Annotated in this window: 26 protein-coding genes and 1 pseudogene; 9 read left to right on the forward strand and 18 right to left on the reverse strand. The window is 35.0% G+C overall.

Features of this window, described 5'->3' with window-relative positions; translation table 11 throughout:
- Window positions 1-330: 330 nt before the first annotated feature.
- The 5 genes from QRE67_RS05215 (at window position 331) to QRE67_RS05235 (ending at window position 7,076) form a co-directional block, all read left to right on the forward strand.
- Entirely contained in the window at window positions 331-1,572 is a 1,242-nt protein-coding gene (locus tag QRE67_RS05215) for a metallophosphoesterase family protein (protein WP_286123838.1), read from the forward strand.
- Window positions 1,569-4,496: an ATP-binding protein gene (locus tag QRE67_RS05220; protein WP_286123839.1), complete on the forward strand. Its 2,928-nt coding sequence runs from the start codon at window positions 1,569-1,571 to the stop codon at window positions 4,494-4,496. The genes QRE67_RS05215 and QRE67_RS05220 overlap by 4 nt, the downstream gene beginning before the upstream one ends.
- 41 nt (window positions 4,497-4,537) lie before the next feature.
- Entirely contained in the window at window positions 4,538-5,482 is a 945-nt protein-coding gene (gene yhaM / locus QRE67_RS05225) for a 3'-5' exoribonuclease YhaM (RefSeq protein WP_286123840.1), read from the forward strand.
- A 263-nt stretch (window positions 5,483-5,745) separates the two neighbouring features.
- Window positions 5,746-6,840, forward strand: coding sequence for a Rap family tetratricopeptide repeat protein (locus tag QRE67_RS05230; RefSeq protein ID WP_286123841.1), 1,095 nt, complete (start codon window positions 5,746-5,748; stop codon window positions 6,838-6,840).
- Entirely contained in the window at window positions 6,840-7,076 is a 237-nt protein-coding gene (locus tag QRE67_RS05235; protein ID WP_286123842.1) for a Phr family secreted Rap phosphatase inhibitor, read from the forward strand. The genes QRE67_RS05230 and QRE67_RS05235 overlap by 1 nt, the downstream gene beginning before the upstream one ends.
- A gap of 68 nt (window positions 7,077-7,144) precedes the next feature.
- On the opposite strand, the gene QRE67_RS05240 is transcribed toward QRE67_RS05235, so the two are convergent.
- From QRE67_RS05240 to QRE67_RS05320, 18 genes and pseudogenes are all read right to left on the reverse strand, one after another.
- Complete coding sequence (locus QRE67_RS05240; RefSeq protein ID WP_286125195.1) at window positions 7,145-7,585, reverse strand: SMI1/KNR4 family protein; 441 nt, start codon at window positions 7,583-7,585, stop codon at window positions 7,145-7,147.
- Between the two features lie 22 nt (window positions 7,586-7,607).
- Entirely contained in the window at window positions 7,608-8,060 is a 453-nt protein-coding gene (locus QRE67_RS05245; protein ID WP_286123843.1) for a YrhA family protein, read from the reverse strand.
- A gap of 39 nt (window positions 8,061-8,099) precedes the next feature.
- Window positions 8,100-8,408 carry a hypothetical protein gene (locus QRE67_RS05250; protein ID WP_286123844.1) on the reverse strand — a complete coding sequence of 103 codons (309 nt, stop codon included), beginning with the start codon at window positions 8,406-8,408 and terminating at the stop codon, window positions 8,100-8,102.
- A 51-nt stretch (window positions 8,409-8,459) separates the two neighbouring features.
- On the reverse strand, window positions 8,460-8,921 hold the full coding sequence (locus QRE67_RS05255; protein ID WP_286123845.1) for an SMI1/KNR4 family protein: 462 nt from the start codon (window positions 8,919-8,921) through the stop codon (window positions 8,460-8,462).
- 35 nt (window positions 8,922-8,956) lie between these two features.
- Window positions 8,957-9,594 (reverse strand): annotated as a pseudogene (locus QRE67_RS05260) (SMI1/KNR4 family protein).
- Between the two features lie 13 nt (window positions 9,595-9,607).
- Window positions 9,608-9,955 carry a hypothetical protein gene (locus QRE67_RS05265; protein WP_286123846.1) on the reverse strand — a complete coding sequence of 116 codons (348 nt, stop codon included), beginning with the start codon at window positions 9,953-9,955 and terminating at the stop codon, window positions 9,608-9,610.
- 118 nt (window positions 9,956-10,073) lie between these two features.
- A complete protein-coding gene (locus QRE67_RS05270) occupies window positions 10,074-10,361 on the reverse strand; it encodes a hypothetical protein (RefSeq protein ID WP_286123847.1) in 288 nt (95 codons plus the stop codon).
- A gap of 426 nt (window positions 10,362-10,787) precedes the next feature.
- The gene (locus QRE67_RS05275; RefSeq protein ID WP_286123848.1) at window positions 10,788-11,126 is read right to left on the reverse strand and encodes a hypothetical protein; all 339 of its coding nucleotides are present in this window, start codon (window positions 11,124-11,126) and stop codon (window positions 10,788-10,790) included.
- A 188-nt stretch (window positions 11,127-11,314) separates the two neighbouring features.
- Entirely contained in the window at window positions 11,315-11,743 is a 429-nt protein-coding gene (locus tag QRE67_RS05280; protein WP_286123849.1) for an SMI1/KNR4 family protein, read from the reverse strand.
- 22 nt (window positions 11,744-11,765) lie between these two features.
- Complete coding sequence (locus QRE67_RS05285) at window positions 11,766-12,236, reverse strand: SMI1/KNR4 family protein (protein WP_286123850.1); 471 nt, start codon at window positions 12,234-12,236, stop codon at window positions 11,766-11,768.
- 197 nt (window positions 12,237-12,433) lie between these two features.
- Window positions 12,434-12,859 (reverse strand): SMI1/KNR4 family protein, encoded by a 426-nt coding sequence (locus tag QRE67_RS05290; protein WP_286123851.1) that lies wholly within the window; start codon window positions 12,857-12,859, stop codon window positions 12,434-12,436.
- Between the two features lie 353 nt (window positions 12,860-13,212).
- Window positions 13,213-13,554 (reverse strand): YxxD family cognate immunity protein YxxD, encoded by a 342-nt coding sequence (locus tag QRE67_RS05295; protein ID WP_286123852.1) that lies wholly within the window; start codon window positions 13,552-13,554, stop codon window positions 13,213-13,215.
- 20 nt (window positions 13,555-13,574) lie between these two features.
- Window positions 13,575-13,649, reverse strand: coding sequence for a polymorphic toxin type 50 domain-containing protein (locus QRE67_RS28590; RefSeq protein ID WP_353507068.1), 75 nt, complete (start codon window positions 13,647-13,649; stop codon window positions 13,575-13,577).
- 52 nt (window positions 13,650-13,701) lie between these two features.
- On the reverse strand, window positions 13,702-13,938 hold the full coding sequence (locus QRE67_RS05300; protein ID WP_286123853.1) for a CPCC family cysteine-rich protein: 237 nt from the start codon (window positions 13,936-13,938) through the stop codon (window positions 13,702-13,704).
- Between the two features lie 6 nt (window positions 13,939-13,944).
- Window positions 13,945-14,292: a hypothetical protein gene (locus QRE67_RS05305; protein ID WP_286123854.1), complete on the reverse strand. Its 348-nt coding sequence runs from the start codon at window positions 14,290-14,292 to the stop codon at window positions 13,945-13,947.
- Between the two features lie 114 nt (window positions 14,293-14,406).
- A complete protein-coding gene (locus tag QRE67_RS05310) occupies window positions 14,407-14,838 on the reverse strand; it encodes a YrhA family protein (RefSeq protein ID WP_286123855.1) in 432 nt (143 codons plus the stop codon).
- Between the two features lie 169 nt (window positions 14,839-15,007).
- The gene (locus QRE67_RS05315; RefSeq protein WP_286123856.1) at window positions 15,008-15,265 is read right to left on the reverse strand and encodes a hypothetical protein; all 258 of its coding nucleotides are present in this window, start codon (window positions 15,263-15,265) and stop codon (window positions 15,008-15,010) included.
- Window positions 15,266-15,591: 326 nt separating this feature from the next.
- Window positions 15,592-15,918: a hypothetical protein gene (locus tag QRE67_RS05320; RefSeq protein WP_286123857.1), complete on the reverse strand. Its 327-nt coding sequence runs from the start codon at window positions 15,916-15,918 to the stop codon at window positions 15,592-15,594.
- Between the two features lie 585 nt (window positions 15,919-16,503).
- Between QRE67_RS05320 and QRE67_RS05325 the strand changes: the two genes are divergently transcribed.
- The 4 genes from QRE67_RS05325 to glpK all read left to right on the forward strand — a co-directional run bounded on the left by QRE67_RS05325 (window position 16,504) and on the right by glpK (window position 20,021).
- Window positions 16,504-16,704, forward strand: coding sequence for a sporulation YhaL family protein (locus tag QRE67_RS05325; protein WP_286123858.1), 201 nt, complete (start codon window positions 16,504-16,506; stop codon window positions 16,702-16,704).
- A gap of 206 nt (window positions 16,705-16,910) precedes the next feature.
- Window positions 16,911-17,471 carry a glycerol-3-phosphate responsive antiterminator gene (locus QRE67_RS05330; RefSeq protein WP_286123859.1) on the forward strand — a complete coding sequence of 187 codons (561 nt, stop codon included), beginning with the start codon at window positions 16,911-16,913 and terminating at the stop codon, window positions 17,469-17,471.
- Window positions 17,472-17,695: 224 nt separating this feature from the next.
- Entirely contained in the window at window positions 17,696-18,517 is an 822-nt protein-coding gene (gene glpF, locus QRE67_RS05335) for a glycerol uptake facilitator protein GlpF (RefSeq protein ID WP_286123860.1), read from the forward strand.
- A 13-nt stretch (window positions 18,518-18,530) separates the two neighbouring features.
- Window positions 18,531-20,021, forward strand: coding sequence for a glycerol kinase GlpK (gene glpK / locus QRE67_RS05340; RefSeq protein ID WP_286123861.1), 1,491 nt, complete (start codon window positions 18,531-18,533; stop codon window positions 20,019-20,021).
- The last annotated feature ends 53 nt before the right edge of the window (window positions 20,022-20,074 follow it).

The following is a 20,074-nucleotide window of genomic DNA, read 5'->3' on the forward strand; positions in this document are numbered from 1 at the left end:
CACAGCTATCTTTTGCACTGCTTTGCATCTTGGGATGGGGATTTTACTGCCCGAGAATAGCGGGGTAAAGTGAAACTTATATAGGGAGTAAGCTAGTTTGCTTGCATTAGAGTAAGGATATATATCCATTTTGATTTTTCGACATATAAGCCGCGGCTATGGATAACAAAAGGTGACGTGTACTCGTTTTCTCTCTTTGTTTTCACTTCGCATGGGGCAGGAAAAGGATCTGACCGCTTCTATGTATGAGCTGATGCTTTCTCCCATCTAAAAAGAAGGGTTTTATGTCGGTTTTTTAATTTGTATTTATATAGAAAGGATTGTTTATTTGTGAAACAAGTAAAGTTTATACATGCAGCCGATTTGCATTTAGATAGTCCATTTAAAGGGTTGGAAATGAATGTACCAACTAGAGTTTGGGAAAGAATGAAGCAAAGTACGTTTCAGTCGTTTGAGCGTATTGTAGATAAAGCGATTCAAGAACGCGTTGATTTTGTGTTACTCGCAGGAGATTTATATGATGCCGAAACGAGAAGCTTGCGGGCACAAGTATTTGTGAGAGAGCAAATGAAGCGGCTTTCGCAGTATGAGATTCCGGTTTATATCATTCATGGAAACCATGATCATTTAGGCGGAAGCTGGGCGGCAATTGAGTTTCCAGAGAATGTTCATGTGTTTACAGAGCCGTACGTAGAGGAGAAATCATTCTATAAAGATGGTGAACTGCTTGCGTCCATTTATGGGTTTAGTTACTTGCAGCAAGCTGTAACGGATAATATGACGGATCAGTATAACAAAATGAGTGATGCTCCTTTTCATATTGGCATGCTTCACGGAAGTGTCGAAGGAGATGCGGAGCATAATCGTTATGCACCGTTTCAACTCCGGGAGTTAAAAGAAAAGCAGTTTGATTACTGGGCCCTCGGCCATATACATAAGCGAGAGATTTTATCCGAGGAACCGTATATGATTTACCCAGGTAATATACAAGGGCGTCACCGGAAGGAAACAGGAGAAAAAGGGGCGTATGTAGTTACGTTAACAGAGCAAGAAATGGCGTGTTCGTTTTTCAGTGCGGCGGATGTAATTTGGGAAGAAACCGAGATTGTAATCGATGAACTGCAAACGGTGGACAATTTGATGGAGGCTTGTACGGAAGCAATCAATGAATGGCGCAAAGAAGAGGAAGGAACGCTGCTGACAGTTGTGTTTACAGGACAAGGACCACTTTCTTCCTATTTACGAGATGAGAAGCGAGTAGAAGAGATTTTTCATATTTTAGCAGCGGGAGAAGAACGAAGAGATTTCGTATACGTAATCAAGTGGAGAAATGAGACGATTTCGTTTGCTGACATTGAACGGTTAAAAGAGGAAAATCATTTTGTTGGCAGTGTGCTGCAAGAGCTAGAATCTTTTTCGAATATGGATGCGGTGCTGCGAACAATTTGGACATCCCCTGTTGCTCGTAATGTCATTGAATCTTTTTCAGAAGAGGAAAAAGCGGAGATTCAAAAAGAAGCAGAGAATATTATATTAGAGCAATTATTTGAGCAAGAAAGGGGCAAAAAATGAAGATTGAAAAACTCCATATTTACGGTTATGGGAAATTAGAAAATGTGGAAATCGACCTTTCATTGCTGACGGTGTTGTACGGAGAAAATGAAGCGGGAAAATCAACGATTCGCTCGTTTATGAAGAGTATATTGTTTGGTTTTCCGACAAGAGGACAGCGGCGCTATGAGCCGAAAGAAGGCGGGAAGTATGGCGGTGCGATGACCGTGATAACAGAGCAGCATGGGCGTTTAAAAATCGAGCGTCTTCCAAAAACGGCTGCTGGTGAAGTGACGGTTTATTTTCAAGATGGAAAAACAGGCGGCGAAGAAGTGTTGCATGGGTTGTTAAGTGGAATGAACGAAGGACTGTTTGATTCTGTTTTTTCATTTGATATGCACGGTTTGCAAAATATTCATCATGTAGGCGAAGCAGAAATCGGGAATTATTTATTTTCAGCAAGTGCAGTTGGAAGCGATGCGCTACTGCAACTAGATAAAAAGTTAGAAAAAGAAATGGAGCAGCGTTTTAAGCCGAATGGTCGTAAGCCAGAAATTAATGCGTCGCTTCAAGAAGTAAAGAAAATCCAGGAGAAGCTTACAGAGTGGCAAGGGAAAATTGATACGTATGAAAAGCTGACGCAGCAGCAAAAAGAGTGTGAACAGCGCCTCGTTTCGATTCGTAATGAAAAAGAGATGGCAGGGAAGCGAAAGCAAGACTATGAAGTGTTAGCAGCACTGCAGCCACTTGTTATTGAACAGCGTGCATATGAAAAATTGCTAGAAGAGCAGGCGCAGCCATTTCCTGTTCGCGGCATGATGCGTTATGAAACGATAAAGGCAAAGCTTGAACCACTTCAAGTGCAAGTAGATGCATTGACGAAAAGAATGGAAATGGTGCAATCGGAAGTAAATACAATCCAAATACAAGAAGAACTTCTTCAAAAAGAAAGCTATGTAGAAGAATTGCGCATGCAGTATATGTCATACGAAAATGCACGCCAAGAAATACGTGATCTCACAGGGCGCCTTGGACATATAAAAGATGAGATAGAAGAGCTTGAGCAGCAAATTGGTACGACATTTGAGCGAGAATCAGTCCTTTCGTTTGATACAAGTCTTGCGACAAAAGAACTAGTGACACAAACGGTGCAAAAGGCGAGGGAACTAGATGGGCGAAAGCAACAGTTAGATGAACGCTTTAAGGCTGTACAAGAGCAGTTAGAAGAGCAAGAAGATAACGTGAAGCAAATTCGTCAACAAATGTTGTCTGATGAAGAGCGGCAGACATATGTAGAAAAAGAGAAATCGTTTCAAGAAGCAATGTTTGCAGGAGCCGGTGCTGAACGTGTGAAACGTAAATATGAAGATCGGATGAAAGAAGTGCAGCAGAAAAAGCAACGTTGGCAGATGATCTGCTTTCTTTTATTGCTGGTGAATACAGGTGTTTTACTGACAAGCTTATTTCTTAATAACCGCACGTTGTTATTTACAAGTGTCCTATTTTTTGTAGCAATTGTGCTTGTCCTTATTTTATATAAAGACACCGCTTCTGGCGGCTTGCAAGAGGAACTGCTTGAATTGCAGCGGAGTACGGGAGGAAGCCAAAATGAAGAGGCGCTTTCAATCCGTCATCAACTAGAAAAAGATGAAGAAATCCGTAAGTTATTTGAGCGAGAATCTTATAAGTTACAACAAATGGAACGGACATATGATAAAGTCGTTTCTGCATACGAAGAATGGGAACGGGATACGTTTCATGTGCAAGAGCAAGCCGGCGTGTATAAAGAACGTTATATGTTTCCACACTTTTACACACATGCACATCTATTGCCAGCATTTGAACGACTTGAAAAAATGCAGCAGTTATACCGTGAGTTAGGGAAACAAACGGAGCGAAAAAAATTATTACAAGAAATGATTTCGCAGTTTGAACATAAACTAGAAGACGTTATGGAAGATACAGCTTCCGGCAATCTTCATATGATAAGCGACCGTATCCAAAAGGAAAAAGAAAAACAGCAAACGCGTCAGCAACTTCTGCAAAAGCTGACCGATTGGCAGGAAGAACACGGATTATTACAGCAGCAAGTGCAGCAACTAGTAGCAGAAAGAGATCAGCTATGGAATATGGCAGGATCTGCTGATGAAGAAATGTTTTTTGAAGCAGGTAAGCAAGCAGAAAAAAGGGAAGACGCAGAGAGACAAGTGCAGCGATTACTGCCGCAAATTGATATGTTAGAGCAGCGCCTAACAAGTTTATCGCTGGGGGAGCATTATCAAGTCCAAGGATATGAGGGACAACTTCGGCAAGAGGCGCTGCTTATTGAAAAGCTCATGTTACAGGAGAAGGAAATAACGCACCGTATTGCGGAATACCGCGTTGAAATTGCTAACTTAGAAGAAGGCAGTACGTACGGTGATTTACTGCATGAATGGGAAATGAAAAAGTCACATGTACGTGAGCAAGTGAAAAAGTGGGCCGCGTATGCGACAGCGAAAACAGTGTTAACAAAAACGAAACAATATTATCATGAAGTACAGCTGCCACGCATTTTGCAAAAGGCGGAGGAGTATTTTGTATACTTAACAGGTGGCCAGTATATAAAGATCTTTTCACCGTCAGAGGAGGAACCATTTATAGTGGAACGCGGCGATGGCACTCGTTTTTACAGTCATGAACTGAGTCAAGCGACAGCGGAACAGTTGTACTTGTCACTCCGTTTTGCGCTAGCCCAAACATTTGAACACTCGTATCCATTTATTATCGATGATAGCTTTGTGCATTTTGATGCACTACGGACGGAAAGAACGATAGAGCTTGTGAAAGATATTGCGAAAGATAGGCAAGTGATTTTCTTTACATGTCATGCTCATCTATTATCTTTCTTTAAGGAAAAACAGATTATGAAATTAACACGTGAACGTAAAGCAAATGCCATGTAATATGCTATACTAAAAGTACTTAAGTTGGTGGAGGAATCAGAATGAAAAAGAAAATTGCAGAATATGAAGTTGGTGAACAAGTCGATATCTTTTTGTTAATTAAGACAGCAACAAAAGGAATCGCAAGTAATGGGAAGCCGTTTTTAACAGTTATTTTACAAGACCAAAGCGGTGATATTGAAGCAAAGCTATGGGATGTATCACCTGAAGTGGAGCAGCAATATGTAGCTGAAACAATCGTGAAAGTAGCTGGAGATGTTCAAAATTATAAAGGACGCATTCAATTGCGCGTAAAGCAAATTCGCGTTGCAAATGCAAATGAAGTGACAGATATCTCAGACTTTGTAGAAAAAGCGCCAGTGAAAAAAGAAGATATGGTCGAAAAGATTACGCAGTACATATTTGAAATGAGAAATCCAAACATTCAACGTTTAACGAGACACTTATTGAATAAACATCAAAATGAATTTTTAGAATATCCAGCAGCAACGAAAAATCACCATGAGTTCGTATCAGGACTAGCGTACCACGTTGTATCGATGCTTGATTTAGCAAAAGGAATCGCAACATTATATCCGTCTCTAGATAAAGATCTATTATATGCGGGTGTTATTTTACATGACCTTGGTAAAGTCTTTGAATTATCCGGTCCAATTTCAACAACATATACGCTAGAAGGAAACTTGCTTGGCCACATTTCCATTATGGTGAACGAAATTGGAAAAGCAGCAGATGAGTTGCAAATTGAAGGAGAAGAAGTATTAATTCTTCAGCATATCGTGCTTTCTCATCACGGAAAAGCAGAGTGGGGTAGTCCGAAACCACCGTTAGTGAGAGAAGCAGAGATTCTACATTACATCGATAACTTAGATGCGAAGATGAACATGATGGACCGTGCGCTTGGACGCACGAAACCAGGCGAATATACAGAGCGTGTCTTTGCGCTTGATAATCGTTCGTTTTATAAACCGACGTTTCATAACTAAATAAACTCTTATAAGGCAAGTGGTTTTAGTGTATAGCTGAGATCACTTGCCTTTGTTATTTTCAAAACTGAGGGTTGATGCAGTTTTTGTGAAGGGAAATATAAAAGCCATCTCTTATGAGGTGGTTTTTAATTGTGTCTAAACAAAAGAATATTCCGACAATTATTTTTCAATTAACTTAAAAGAGGGATTTGATATACAATTTGTATAAGTGTATTAATATTCAGAGTATTGCAGATGAAAAATAAGGAGGGGGAATCTTTATGAGCGCACATGTAGTAACGAAAGAGCAGATTCAACATTCGTTGGATAATTGGTATCGTTCGATGTTACAACAACAAGTAGAAAAAGCGACACGATTTAAAGAGGAAATTGCTGGGAAGATTGCTAAGATCGAAGAAGATCAAAAATTATTGTTATATTACGCTTTACTAGATTTTAGATATAAAGTGTTAACAGATGGTTTAAGTATCAAAAAGGAGAGTTTTAATAAAATTGAATCTTTTGATATACCAACCGATAACTTTCTATCTTACTACTACCATTTCTTCAAAGCTATTCATGCAACTCTACTTGCGAATCATAATGAAGCTAAAGAACATTATGAGAAAGCAGAAAATCTTTTAAAACCCATCTCTAATGAACTAGAACAAGCTGAATTTTATTATAGAATTGCATCTTTCTATAATATTACTTTTCATTCGCTTATGGGTATCAAATGTGCATCTAAAGCAGAAGAGATATTTTCTAAGCACACTGGTTGTGAAATTAATGTAGCTTTATGTAAGAATATTTTAGGAGGAGCTTGTGTACAGCTACAACAATTTGAATTAGCAGAAGAATATTTCACTTCTGCAATAGATATTTTACAGAAGCAAAATGAAGAAACCTTAATCTTAAGAGTTAGAAATAATTTAGGTTGGTTATATGCAAGCCAAAATCTTCCAAGTTTGGCTATTCGCCATTTGTCAGAAGTTAATCAAAAAATCCCTAACCACTTTAAAGCTATTTTCTTACAAGCAAGAGAACATTTTAAACTTGGAGAAAAAGAAATAGCAGATGAATTTATTAGAAAAGGTTTAGATGTTTGTAAAAAAATAAAAAATGAAGAATACAAGCATCACTTTGCAATTTTAAGAGGAATGAATGACAACATTCCTTTAACAGAATTAGAGACTTTAATTATTTTAGGAACTGCTTATTTTAAGCAAGAGAGGTTATTAGGGTACGTACAAGAATATGAAGAAATATTGGCAGTCAAATTTCATGAGATGGTAAACCTTGAAAAATCGGCAAAATACTTCTATTCAGCTTATAAAGCTAAACAAAAATTATCAGAAAAAGGAGCGTTAAAGTGATGAAAAAGTTTTGTTCCATTATGATAGGGTTAGCTATGATTGGTATTATTTCTTTTGGATTAAATAGTTCTGTAGAAACTTTACAGTCTGCTCATGGAGACTATCCTGCACCTGCAAAACCTGGTTATTTTAATATTAACATCGGGGATGGTGGCTCTCCTGAATATACACATGGACATACTGGTATTGTAGGAGAAGATGGTCACGCAGATTTACCAGCACCGCAAGAAAATTAAGTAAATTTACAGCAAAAACAGAAGAACGTTTATCCTCACTAAAAGGCGTTCTTCTTTTATTTTTTTCTTTATTCTTCGTCTTCAAAATCGCGTAAGCTATCAAGTAATTCCTGAAATGATGAACAAACAGGATAAATTGCTTTTTCCATATCTTCTTCGTGTTCCCAAAATACAACGGTTGGGGCTTCGGGATTATTTCGGTAATCAAAGCATAAGAAGTTTCCAAATGAATCTCTGCCAAAAGGATATACCTTATCTACTAATCGATCTTTTATGCCTTCATATGCCCGAAGAATGGAGTACTTACTTTCTGAATCTAAAGTTAATAGATAACTGAATGCATTCTTATCTTGTCCCTGTACATCAAATATTTTTGGATGAGGATAACCTCCATCATATTTCTTCACACATTCAATAAAATCATTAGGGAATTTGACACCCAAATACTGTTCTAATTGCTGAATTTGTTCATCTGTAATTTTCTTTTTTCTTACATTAAACCATGTAATATGTTCATTTTAATGCACCATACTAAAGAAGATGATCTTGTAATGCCGCCTCAATCATCGTATTGAAATCATTATATATTTCCATTACTGTACCAGATGGTTTATCAAGTTCCACATATGTACCGTCAGATAAGTTTTTACAAAACCATGCTATATCTGAATCCCCAAGAAATAGATATATCTTTTGCCACTCATTTTCATACCAAATCTCATTCGTGTCTATAAGCCCACAAATCAGTTCGTCCATTTCTATGTCTAGTAAAGAAGGGTCAACTCCATAAATCACTAGCCCGTTAAAATCTAAACCATTTACAGTTTTAAGAAACTCTTCATATTCACTCGGTAAGTCAATATTAAAACTCTCTTTAGCACGTTCTCTTAATTTCTGAACTTCAGTATCTGTTGCTGGTGTATTCAGTTTATCATTATAGCTTTTCTCTTTTTTTTCAATTTCTAAAATTAGATTTTTCCACATAAAAAACACCCCACTGATCAAATTTTCACTTTATTAAGTTTACACAATAAACTCAAGGTATTCCGGGAAATCTATATTATTCATATCTTCCATACCACCATTGTCTCTTACGTGAACATATATTTTGTGAATACATTTATATAACAAGGGAATATGTTTCTTAGGCATATCATCTAGTAAAACAAATGCTTCATCAGGGTTAGTTGCATTCTTTATAACTTTAAAATTCCATCTACTATAAAGATCTGGATCCAACATACAAGATTCAGTATCTGGACCGAAACTGTAAATTACATTTTCTTTATCCTCATTCTCTTTTGTTATTACGATTGTTGGATATCTGCCCATTGTTTTAAACACTCCTTACTTCTTGGGTAAGAGGGAATGGAAGGGATTCATCTATTCTATATAGTAGTCAGGCTGCTCATTCATTTTGATTAAAAATTCTTCTAAAGAATCTGCTATCTTTGTTTCACCATAATATATAGGACATTGACCTAATGCATTTTCCTCTTTAAATTTAATTGTTAAAAAACTCAATTCCGTTACTTCAAAAAATACGAATGATTCTTCATCGTCTACACCATCTAAGTCTGGGTCATATTCATAAATATCTTGTCTCATACGGAAATCTGCAACTGAGATCGGGTCCATAAATCTGTTGAAAAATGTTCTTTTACTAGACTTCAAAAACCCACACCCTATTTCTTGATAAAAGCAGCTCAATTCTTTTGGGAGTTGCATTTGCAATAGGCTTTCTGCTTCAGCTATTTCTTCTTGATATATAGGATAGAAAATAGGTGTTTGGTTAGAACGGACAATTCTGTCTGCTACAGCATACTTTTTCAAAAAATCAAACATCGTTTTACAACCTCCGCTTTATTTTTAACTAAGGATTAATACCTATTAATGGGGATTATATTTAGCGCGACACGAACCGTTTCTAATTTTTGAATTAATTTTTTCGCCTTACCATACGGGAAATTCGTTACTACTGTAAAAGGAAGATTTTTGAACCCTTTAATAAATCTGCTGCTGGTATATCAATTCCTAATACACTTTTTATTTTTACCAAGTCTTTCAACCCGCCATTTGGTGACTCTACTAGCACTATATTGCAAATGTCAGGAATTCTATTAGTTGTTATATTGAAACACCCAAAATTTATCCACTCACTAAAATCTAAGGTGATGATCGTAGCATGATTTGGATTCATATCTCCAGAATCAACAAGCAGAAATTCTGTGCTATCCGTACTTTGTAACATTAAGAAAACATTACCATTACCATCATCACCAATCGCAACATATCCATTCGCATACTCATTTACTTCCCAAGTCTTATTTCGTTCTACAATTTCATCTGTACCATAAATTGTTATCCCTCCATTGATTGAAAAGCCATTGGTGTATGTTAATAAATCTTTATATACATGGGGGAATTTTATTTTCATCAATTCTTCTAATTCTTGAATTTCAATATCATTTCCTGGTTTATTTTTGATGAAACCAGGAATGTTAGATAAATCTATCATTGGATAAAGCCTCCTAGATATTATCATCTTCTTCCACTAATAATGCATCAAATCGTTCTATATCCGCTGCAATTTGACGTGATAATTCAATCCCATTCATAAATCTTGTAAAAGTTATTTCTCTAATATCTTCATAAGTTTGTTTGAAAATCTTAAACAACAATTTATTTGAAGATAAATCTTCAATTAACTCTTTCATATTTTTCATTTCTTCTTTATTCCGGCGGTTAACGATCAGTATTGGAGACTTATGTTTAATATTAGATTGAATTTCAGCTAATGATAAATTTGTATACTTTTTTATTTTCATCAACAAACTTCCTTTAACATCAGATTTAAGTACGACAGAATAGATAGCCAAATTTTATCCCTCCAACAATATTTCTAAATCTATCAAATGCAAAAATGGAAATTAAATCAATAGGATGATCTAAACATTAGAAAAGTCTTTAAGGTGGTTTTTAGTAGGTAGTATATTTTTATCTCCAACGCCATGCGACCGTTGTATCTTCAATATAAACGGCTGGTATATCGATTCCTAAGTATTTCCCTTCACCTTCATCGAAAACAGACCAATTCCTATCGTCTAAAAATTCTGGATCTGCGCTTTCAAAATCAAATGCATTGTCCTCATCAATCATCCCACGAAAATATTCGTAAAATGGCTTACTATTCTCATTTAAGTGGATACTCTCGTACATCCACGGGTAGTCTGTGTACACTTCCGAAATTTCACCTAATGCAATATCTTTAAAGTATAGTTTCATATAGGCACCTGCTTACTCATGTATTTTATATACTCCTTTAGTAGTTCGGCTTTAATGAAATACTTATTATCTATTTTTATTCTACTTTTATCTAGGGGATAAGAGAGGCGCAGGTTAATAGGGAGGGGGGATATGCTAGTATGGTTCATAAAAAAGCCGAATTGTATAGATCGCCGTATATATAAATCCATTTTGATTTTTCGACATATAAGCCGCGGCTGTGGATAACAAAAGGTGACCTGCACTCGTTTTCTCTCTTTGTTTTCACTGTGTCTGGGGCAGGAAAAGGATCTGACCGCTTCTATGCATGGCCGGATGCTCTCTCACACCTAAAAAGAAGGGTTTTATGTCGGTTTTTTAATTTGTATTTATATTTTATACTTGGCTACATTTAGAGTTTTTAGAGATTTGAATGGACCACAGCATCTATTCAGTAGACTCATCACCGAACATCAACTCATCTAATTCTTCTATATCTTTTTCTATGCCTTTATTTCTTTCAATCAAATTTTTAATCATTTCTAATGAAATTATATGATTGTTTTGATAAAATCTTAATTCTGCTCCCAAGTTTATTAACTTTTCAGCAGTACGTTCTAAGGAGGTTAAACCATCAGTATCGTAACTTTCTTCTATCATTACTGGTTCTAGTGTTTCGATATTCTTTTTGATTTCACTAATTGACTGGGAAGTGACTTTTCTTAACAAAGGGATATATTTATTAATATTTTTATCAGTTACTATTATTAATTTAACGATGGCCATATTAGTCTCTCCTATAAAGACAAGATAGTATGATTTAAGTGGTCTTTTACTTTTATATTAATTAATTCATTCTGGATATTTTCTAAAGCGAGAATATTAGCTATTATTTTAAATGGTACAACTAAATTCGATTAGAAGTATGCCATTAGATTTTAAGGTTTTGGTAAATAAAGTGTGTGCTACTTCAACTATGACAATAGTTCTCTTATTCCTATACCATCTACTAACAGTGCTTTTAAAGAAGGGGATATTTTAATCGCTTCCTCAATGTCTAAATCTCCAAAATCCACTATATAGAATCCAAATCCTTCTTTTCCATCTGCATATAATAATGCTTTTCCACCCTCATCATCGCCAATTGCCAGTGAATTCGGTATATAATTTTGGACATTATGTGCTTCATTTATCTCTATACAGTCAGTTGGACCCAAAATCCGTATATATATTTCGTTATTTACATTAATTTCTGCATTTGTACTATGTTGAATTACCTCTAAATAATCAAGTGGTACATCTATTGATGAAAAAACTTGTAATTCTTGAATAGCTTCTTCAGTTGCTGGTAGTTCCTGAGTTTCTAATGTGAAGATCTCATTTAATTTTTTTAGTATATGCATTAAAAATCAACCCTTTCAAAAGCTACTCTTTTAACATACTTAAAAAACTACTAAAATTATCAGCAACTTCACTAGTTACAGGATTAAGCTCTTCTGATTCTTCATGATCCCAAACCACAACAGATGGTATTTCTTTTTCTCTAAAATCTAAGCAAAGAAAATCACCTGCAAATAAAGCTGCAAATGGGATAATGTGTACTCCTGTTACATCTTCGTCATCAGTTAAACGAGTATCAATTTGGGATAATACGACCTCTATATCATACCAACCATTTTCAGTATCTTCCTCTGGATTACTTAGCAAACATAAAAAACGTTCAATTAAAAATTCGTGGTTTTCATGTGTAAAAACGTTAGTAATAGGAATAGAACCATTATATGTCTTCAAAAAATCTATAAAATCATCTGGTAATTTTATTTCACAATACTTTTCAAATGATTGAATCAATTCGTCACTTGGTGGTTGCAGTTTACTATCATTGTTAGTCTTCATTTTAGTACCTCCAATTTTGTATCATCAATGAGTTCTATAAAAGCATAAATTTTCTATTTTGCACGACCCTCAGCATCAAGCGTTGTATATAGGATATTACCTTAATCCATTTACTTCTTTGAATTTTATTGTTAAAAGCTTAATTCGATTATTTTAAAGGACAATAGTGATTCTTCATTGTCTACGCCATCTATATTTTACGCCAAAAAATTTGGTAAATCTTCTATCCATGTTTTAAAGGTATCGCAATATTCTTTGAAACTCTCTGTATCATGATAGTAATAATAAACTTTTGATTCTAATATATGTAAGCAAAAATAGTCTCCATTTCCGATACCATAGAATGGCATCATATTTGAATCCCAATTCCCACTATTCATTTCGTGATTATATACTTCTTCTATTGTATCATTTCCGTTTGTTTTACCTTTTGACACATTATAAATATCACCTGGAAATGCCCATAATGACATTAATTCTGTAAAATACTTAAATTCGTCATTAAATGAGTAATTAAACTGATCACTTAATTTTTTCCATTCTTTATCGGTTGGCTTATCCAATGTTTCTGTTTCTCTTTCTAGAATAGTTGATAATATAGACTCTATTTCAGTATATTCCATTCTTTTTCACCTTTATTTTTAAATTTAATTTCCTTTTTCTGATAACATACACCTCATGACTACGTATTTTCAAGTGTACTAGAAACACAATTTAAAGCAGATGTACAGTGGGCGTATATTACGGGATATGAAGTGTGATGTGAAATAGATGGGGGGGCGGAACTGATGGAAGTTACACTTTATTTTAACATATTTTAGGGAGATAAAGATGTCGTTAATGCTGCAGAGGTAGAGGAGGCTAATTGATGAGAAGCTTATGGTGAATAGCTTGCTAGAATGTAAAATAAACAATTATAGTTATATTAAAAGTATATAAAGATAATCAAGGTTTAAGGTTGAGCGTATAGCGACTATTATTTATGATTTTCCATTTCCCATACTCTCTTTCTGTTAGCTAAGAATATTGCACTTGGTGGATCATCATAAAGAGAAATTTCAATTAGCGAACTTTCCTCTTTTTTTAACCAATTATATATACTACCTTCGTCATCAGTAGGAGGGACCAATGCATTATTCACTTTAATTACGGCTGCATCATATTCCATGTAATTGCTGTCATCCTCGTCTAACCCATTACTTGTTTCAAAGATTGTATCTAGTGTACCAGTAATTTTAAATCGACTATTCCATTCTATTATCAATTCTCTTTCTTTAGATACATTGATTAATGCATCTATTAAAGAATCATATCTCATGTTATATTACACCTTTTTTATTATGGAGTTGCCGGTATAATATGAGTACCATCTTTTCTATAATGTATAATTCCTTTAGTTGTTTCTATCCCAATATCTTCTTTTCAAACATTCTATCTTTGCCCTCAGAATCTAGCAAAATAGCAATTAATTATTTTCCGGTAATTCTTCTGAATCAGGTTTCCGTACTTTGTTAATAAATTTTTTTTCTGAAGCTCCGTACTTTTTGTAATTTCTTATTGCTTGGTTTAAAGAAACAGAATTGGGCCCTATCGCAATATCAGGATTATTTTGAGCTGTTAGATCATATGCCCAATAACACACTTCACAAATATCAAAATCATCTTCTATCGTAAAAAAGTCACAACATGGGCATTGTTTCATATTCACTTACCCTTTCTTTTTTTCTTTCTTAAATTCTTTTCGTTTTTCTAGCCAAATATGAATCAAATGTACTAATTCAACCGTTTCTATCTCACAAAATTCACCTTTACCATCTTCAGCTAAATTGTCTAAGACAGTAGTTGTATCTTTTCGAATTTCTAAACCACAAATGTTGCCATTTACTTCTCCATAATCCTTTTCCCCGTTTAAAACACTATGTATCTCTTCTAAAATCCAATCTCCAAATGCAGAAACTTCAACATATAAAAAGGTTCCAACAAGTTTAATTTCCTTTGGTACCCTCATGATTAATATTTCATCATCAAGCACTTCAAAACTATATTGATATTTCATTATTATTGTACTCCTTTATGCTAAAAAAATTTTATTCTGATGGGAAAGCAGAGATGATTGTCCGCTTACCATATTAAGACTAATGCTCTTAACTCAGAAGTTTCAATTATGCATTTATAATACATTCTTTATTGCTTGTTCAATCATTTCATTAAAACTATGATATTCCGCCATTATATCTCCACTTGGTTTATCTAATTCTAAAAAAAGATGACTATCAACATCAAAACAAAACCAAGCTATACATGAATCCCCAAAAAACAAATAGTTATTGTCCCACTCAGTTTCTCTCCATATTTCATTTGCTGCGATAAATCCATTATTATCATCATTAGGATTCGTATTATAGATAAATAAACCATTAAAATTTAATCCATTAGCAATCTTTAAAAAGTTTTCATATTCATTTACCCATACATTCTTTTTTACATTGCTGGATATCCAATTTTTAATGTTTTGAATTGATTCATCACTGGCAGACTGTATTATTGATTTTCCTCTTTTATTTTTTATTTTTTCTATACTTGAAAGTAAATCTAAAACCATGCTAACACCTCTATCTTTATTTTTTAATGGATAAACAAAAACATCTAGTATAAGGTCATTGGGTTGAGGGAGTAGCGCATGTTAGAAGAGAGGGTAGGGGAGTTATAAGTATAATATAGTTCAGTAAAAGCTGAATCATTAGAGTCGACTTATATATTGGTTCATATAATTAAGCTTCATATGCCATGCTATCAGGAAAGTCTTCTTTCCTTTTAATACATCGTACAATCCTAGTACATGCACAATCAAAATAATGTTTTCTCATTGCTTCTGAGTTCACTAGAGCTTGCTCTAAATCATAAAACATTCTTTCTTTTTTATTATAATACATTTTTCCTACCTTATCGGGTGATTCAGAAGGAGAGTATTGATAAACAACTATCTCTTCATCTTCAAATTCTTTAGTCATTAATAAACATACCGCCATATATAAAGGCCTCCCTTATTATATTTAATTCCATTTTTCCCCCTCAATTATTTTAATGTTCTCCCAAGAGTTTTTTTGTTTTTTCAATATTAATATTTCCATATAAATCTAACACAGCACAGAGGTTTCGTATTGAACTTTAAGAACTAAATATAAATAGACACATAAAAACCTTAAAAGACTAAAAAGCCAAACAAGGTTAATTACTTATTTTTAAATAATATCAATGGGATCCTTAATTAGGTTAATATTGTATAACTCTTAGAGATCTTCTTTTTCAATAAATTCTGCATCAATTACCTTATAACTCTTTTGGACTGGTGCTCCTATAAAAATTCCTTCAACTTATTAACATCATTAGTAAACTCTGCAATCTCATCCTTTAACTCTATTCTATGAATTTCCATTCTTTTGCTGTCAAGTAATTCATTTAAACGAGTTTTCATAAAATCAGTATTTTTATTTTTTTCAATAAGTAACAATGCAAAGCTAACGTAGATACAGTATTCCTCCGTTTCAGTATATTCTTCTGAGAGTTCATAATCATTTAGTAACGCATAAAAAGTATCTCTTATTTCATATTTTGCTCTAATATGAAGGCGGCTATATGTATCAATAACATCTTCCTTTATCTCATCATACCGTAAATTCATTCTCTCTCCTCCAAATTTCAATTTTTTGTGTGTATATTAAGCTGAATATTAGGATATTTCTTCCTAAATTCTAAAATAATATTACTACAACTTTGACAAACTATATCTTCTAGTATTTTTGCCTCTGTATCATGAAATCTATCAAATTTAGTCGCAACCGGTCTAGAAGCAGATGGCCCATAGCTTTTAAAAAATACGTTCTGATACTTTCACGACATTTTCATTCTTCTCTAGTTGTTTCATTTGCATTTCATTAAAAATAATTGTACTTATTTCCCGTACCACACTTTTATCATTGTTTACATTCTAACGGGGAATGAGTGCAAAACACACAAAAATCCCAAATCATGGCCTTTTTTAGTGTCCATGATTTGGGGTTCACTTCGCCCGTTAATCCGGGATAAATTTTTGAAAAGAATACCATGCTCCGTTTCGCCAAGACCAGAAGAATTCATGGAATATGTCCAAGCCTTTTTGAAAAACATGCTGTATCTATCGATGAATAGAATTTTTTAATCATAAAACCCACCTTCCTTTCATACAGTGAAACTAACAAGGCTTGTCTTAGGAAAGGAAGGAAACCAAGTGGAAATTTTACCATGGTGGGTTTATCTTATTATTATTGGGATTGTTGTGAGCGGTTATATGGTGTTATATACTTCAAAAAAAGAGCAAGAGATGGATAATGAGTTTATCGAAAAAGAAGGCGAAATATATATGAAGCGCTTAGAAGAAGAGCGGGAACGACGCCATCAAGATAAGGATGAGGACTCTGTTTTACTTTAATTTTAGTAAAGGGTGAGTAACTGATAAGTTATTCACCCTTTTTTATATCAGCGCTTTTTGTGATATATCGGCGCTTCGACATAGGGTATCGACCTTTCGACAAGATGCAACATTAAGGAAACTAAAAATTTCTCCTACTCGCTTTTCTTTTCCTTTAAATTGTGTACTATAAAGGATAGAGACGTTATAAAGAAGGGGAATTTTAAATGGAATTTCATGAACAAAGAATTTTACCAGCTGTTCGGCAAATAAAGGATTTAGAGAAGTTAATACATAGTTCTTATGAATATATTGTTATTTTAGACATTCATATTGGTCAATTGAAAAGTGTGGTTGCGCTAGCAAAGCAGCATTGTAAAAAAGTATTTTTACATGTTGATTTGATTCACGGGTTACAAAGCGATGGACATGCAACTGAATATATATGTCAAGAATTTAAGCCATACGGTTTATTATCTACGAAAGCAAATGTGATTTTAAAGGCGAAGCAAAAAGGTGTCGTTGCGATTCAACGGATTTTTTTAATCGATTCTAGCGCGATGGAAAAAAGTTGTGCGCTTTTAGAAAAAACGAAGCCAAATTACATTGAAGTACTTCCGGGTGCTTTAACAGGTGTGATTGCAGAAGTGAAAGAACGGACAGGTGTTCCGATTTTAGCGGGTGGTTTTATTCGCACAGTTGATGATGTTGAGAGAGCGTTAGCTGCTGGCGCAACAGCGATTACAACTTCGAAAAAAGAACTATGGAAACATTACCAGAAAAAGTGACGGAAATGTGAAAAATCTTGTTGACAACGCTTTCATTTGAGGTTAACATTATAGATAAGTTAATAAACGTGACGGAGAAAAGAAGAGATCCACATTTCATTGTTTCTATATAACTTATATAGAAACGTGTTAGTTGTGGGTCTTTTTCTTTCGAAAAAAACGAATGGCCATTCATTTTATCTCCATCACAATATAAGCGTGTAAATTGAATGTGGAGGAATGTTATGACAGCGTTTTTAGGAGAATTAATAGGGACAGCGTTGCTGATTGTTCTTGGTGGCGGTGTTTGTGCAGGTGTAAGTTTAAAGAAGTCGTATGCAAATGGTTCAGGTTGGATTGTTATTACAATGGGATGGGGCTTAGCGGTTGCCATCGCAGCATATGCAGTTGGGTCGATTAGTGGAGCACATTTAAATCCAGCGTTAACAATTGGACTTGCTTTCAAGGGAGCGTTCCCATGGAGCGATGTACCTGGATATATTGTTGCGCAAATGATTGGCGCAATCATCGGTGCAATTATCGTATATTTACATTACTTACCTCATTGGAAAGAAACAGAAGATCCTGGTACAAAATTAGGTGTATTTGCAACAGGGCCAGCAATTCCGAATACATTTGCAAACCTTTTAAGTGAAATGATTGGAACTTTCGTCTTAGTATTTGGTATATTAGCAATTGGTGCAAATAAATTTGCAGATGGTTTGAATCCATTTATCGTAGGTTTCTTGATTGTAAGTATTGGTTTATCATTAGGTGGAACAACTGGTTACGCAATTAATCCAGCACGTGACTTAGGTCCTCGTATTGCGCATTTCTTCCTTCCAATCGCAGGAAAAGGCGGTTCGAACTGGAAGTATGCATGGATTCCGGTTGTAGGTCCAATTTTAGGTGGATCACTTGCAGGTTTATTCCATCAAGTGGTATTTGAAGGTAAACAGAATGTAGCACTTATTTATGTGATAATTGCAACTGTGATTGTACTAGCAATCTCTTATATGACAAGCAAAAAGAGCGGAAATAATAAAAATAGTAGAAAAGTAGCATAAGGGGGAACCGAATATGAAAAAATATATTCTTTCATTAGACCAAGGAACTACAAGTTCACGTGCCATTCTTTTTAATAAAGAAGGAAAAATTGTTCATGTAGCACAAAAAGAATTTACACAGCATTTTCCAAAGCCAGGCTGGGTAGAGCATAATGCACAAGAAATTTGGGGATCGATTTTAGCAGTTATTGCAACTTGTTTGAGCGAAGCAGATATAAAGCCAGAACAAATTGCTGGTATCGGGATTACAAACCAACGTGAAACAGCAGTTGTATGGGATAAAGAAACAGGTAAACCAATCTATAACGCAATTGTATGGCAATCTCGTCAAACAGCTGAGATTTGCGATGAGTTAAAAGAAAAAGGCTATAGCGACATGGTTCGTGAAAAAACAGGTTTGTTAATTGATGCATACTTCTCTGGTACGAAAGTGAAATGGATTTTAGACAACGTAGAAGGTGCAAGAGAGAAAGCAGAACGCGGTGAATTATTATTCGGAACGATTGATACATGGCTTGTATGGAAATTGTCTGGTGGTAAATCGCACATAACAGACTATTCAAATGCATCACGTACATTAATGTTCAATATTCATGATTTAAAGTGGGACGATGAACTTCTAGAGATGTTAACAGTACCGAAAAGCATGCTGCCAGAAGTGCGTCAATCTTCTGAAGTATATGGTCATACAGTGGACTACCATTTCTTTAACCAAAACATACCGATTGCAGGTATTGCAGGTGACCAACAAGCAGCGTTATTTGGACAAGCTTGCTTCGGTGAAGGTATGGCGAAGAACACGTACGGAACTGGTTGCTTTATGTTAATGAATACAGGCGAAAAAGCAGTTGCTTCTGAGCATGGCCTATTAACAACAATTGCATGGGGCTTAAATGGGAAAGTTGAATATGCGTTAGAAGGTAGTATTTTCGTAGCAGGTTCTGCAATTCAATGGTTACGTGACGGAATGCGCATGTTTAAGGATGCAAGTGAAAGTGAAGTCTATGCATCACGTGTTGAATCAACAGATGGTGTCTATGTTGTTCCAGCATTCGTAGGACTTGGAACACCATATTGGGATAGTGAAGTACGCGGAGCGGTATTTGGCGTAACACGCGGCACAACGAAAGAGCACTTTATTCGTGCAACGCTAGAATCATTAGCATACCAAACGAAAGATGTATTATGTGCAATGGAAGCAGATTCAGGTATTGAATTGAAAACATTACGCGTTGATGGCGGAGCAGTTAAGAATAACTTCTTAATGCAGTTCCAAAGTGATATGTTAGATGTTCCAGTAGAGCGTCCAGAAGTGAACGAAACAACTGCTTTAGGAGCAGCATATTTAGCAGGTCTTGCAGTTGGATATTGGGAAAACCAAGAGGAAATTAGAGCGCAGTGGAATATGGATAAAAGCTTTACACCAGCAATGGAAGCGGAAACAAGCGAAGAGCTATACGCGGGCTGGAAAAAGGCAATTGCAGCAACAAAAGCTTTTAAATAATCATAGACAGTGTTATAATGATAACAAGTTAATAATTCGGTAGGAGATATGGA

It is taken from the genome of Bacillus sp. DX3.1, from assembly GCF_030292155.1.
GTDB lineage: Bacteria > Bacillota > Bacilli > Bacillales > Bacillaceae_G > Bacillus_A.

Coding starts and splice junctions, on each gene's coding strand:
- QRE67_RS05220 (WP_286123839.1), top strand. CDS start 1,569: ATGAAGATTGAAAAACTCCATATTTACGGTTATGGGAAATTAGAAAAT.
- yhaM (WP_286123840.1), top strand. CDS start 4,538: ATGAAAAAGAAAATTGCAGAATATGAAGTTGGTGAACAAGTCGATATC.
- QRE67_RS05230 (WP_286123841.1), top strand. CDS start 5,746: ATGAGCGCACATGTAGTAACGAAAGAGCAGATTCAACATTCGTTGGAT.
- QRE67_RS05235 (WP_286123842.1), top strand. CDS start 6,840: ATGAAAAAGTTTTGTTCCATTATGATAGGGTTAGCTATGATTGGTATT.
- QRE67_RS05245 (WP_286123843.1), bottom strand. CDS start 8,060: ATGTGGAAAAATCTAATTTTAGAAATTGAAAAAAAAGAGAAAAGCTAT.
- QRE67_RS05250 (WP_286123844.1), bottom strand. CDS start 8,408: ATGGGCAGATATCCAACAATCGTAATAACAAAAGAGAATGAGGATAAA.
- QRE67_RS05255 (WP_286123845.1), bottom strand. CDS start 8,921: ATGTTTGATTTTTTGAAAAAGTATGCTGTAGCAGACAGAATTGTCCGT.
- QRE67_RS05270 (WP_286123847.1), bottom strand. CDS start 10,361: ATGAAACTATACTTTAAAGATATTGCATTAGGTGAAATTTCGGAAGTG.
- QRE67_RS05275 (WP_286123848.1), bottom strand. CDS start 11,126: ATGGCCATCGTTAAATTAATAATAGTAACTGATAAAAATATTAATAAA.
- QRE67_RS05280 (WP_286123849.1), bottom strand. CDS start 11,743: ATGCATATACTAAAAAAATTAAATGAGATCTTCACATTAGAAACTCAG.
- QRE67_RS05285 (WP_286123850.1), bottom strand. CDS start 12,236: ATGAAGACTAACAATGATAGTAAACTGCAACCACCAAGTGACGAATTG.
- QRE67_RS05290 (WP_286123851.1), bottom strand. CDS start 12,859: ATGGAATATACTGAAATAGAGTCTATATTATCAACTATTCTAGAAAGA.
- QRE67_RS05295 (WP_286123852.1), bottom strand. CDS start 13,554: ATGAGATATGATTCTTTAATAGATGCATTAATCAATGTATCTAAAGAA.
- QRE67_RS05300 (WP_286123853.1), bottom strand. CDS start 13,938: ATGAAACAATGCCCATGTTGTGACTTTTTTACGATAGAAGATGATTTT.
- QRE67_RS05305 (WP_286123854.1), bottom strand. CDS start 14,292: ATGAAATATCAATATAGTTTTGAAGTGCTTGATGATGAAATATTAATC.
- QRE67_RS05310 (WP_286123855.1), bottom strand. CDS start 14,838: ATGGTTTTAGATTTACTTTCAAGTATAGAAAAAATAAAAAATAAAAGA.
- QRE67_RS05315 (WP_286123856.1), bottom strand. CDS start 15,265: ATGGCGGTATGTTTATTAATGACTAAAGAATTTGAAGATGAAGAGATA.
- QRE67_RS05320 (WP_286123857.1), bottom strand. CDS start 15,918: ATGAATTTACGGTATGATGAGATAAAGGAAGATGTTATTGATACATAT.
- QRE67_RS05330 (WP_286123859.1), top strand. CDS start 16,911: ATGGAATTTCATGAACAAAGAATTTTACCAGCTGTTCGGCAAATAAAG.
- glpF (WP_286123860.1), top strand. CDS start 17,696: ATGACAGCGTTTTTAGGAGAATTAATAGGGACAGCGTTGCTGATTGTT.
- glpK (WP_286123861.1), top strand. CDS start 18,531: ATGAAAAAATATATTCTTTCATTAGACCAAGGAACTACAAGTTCACGT.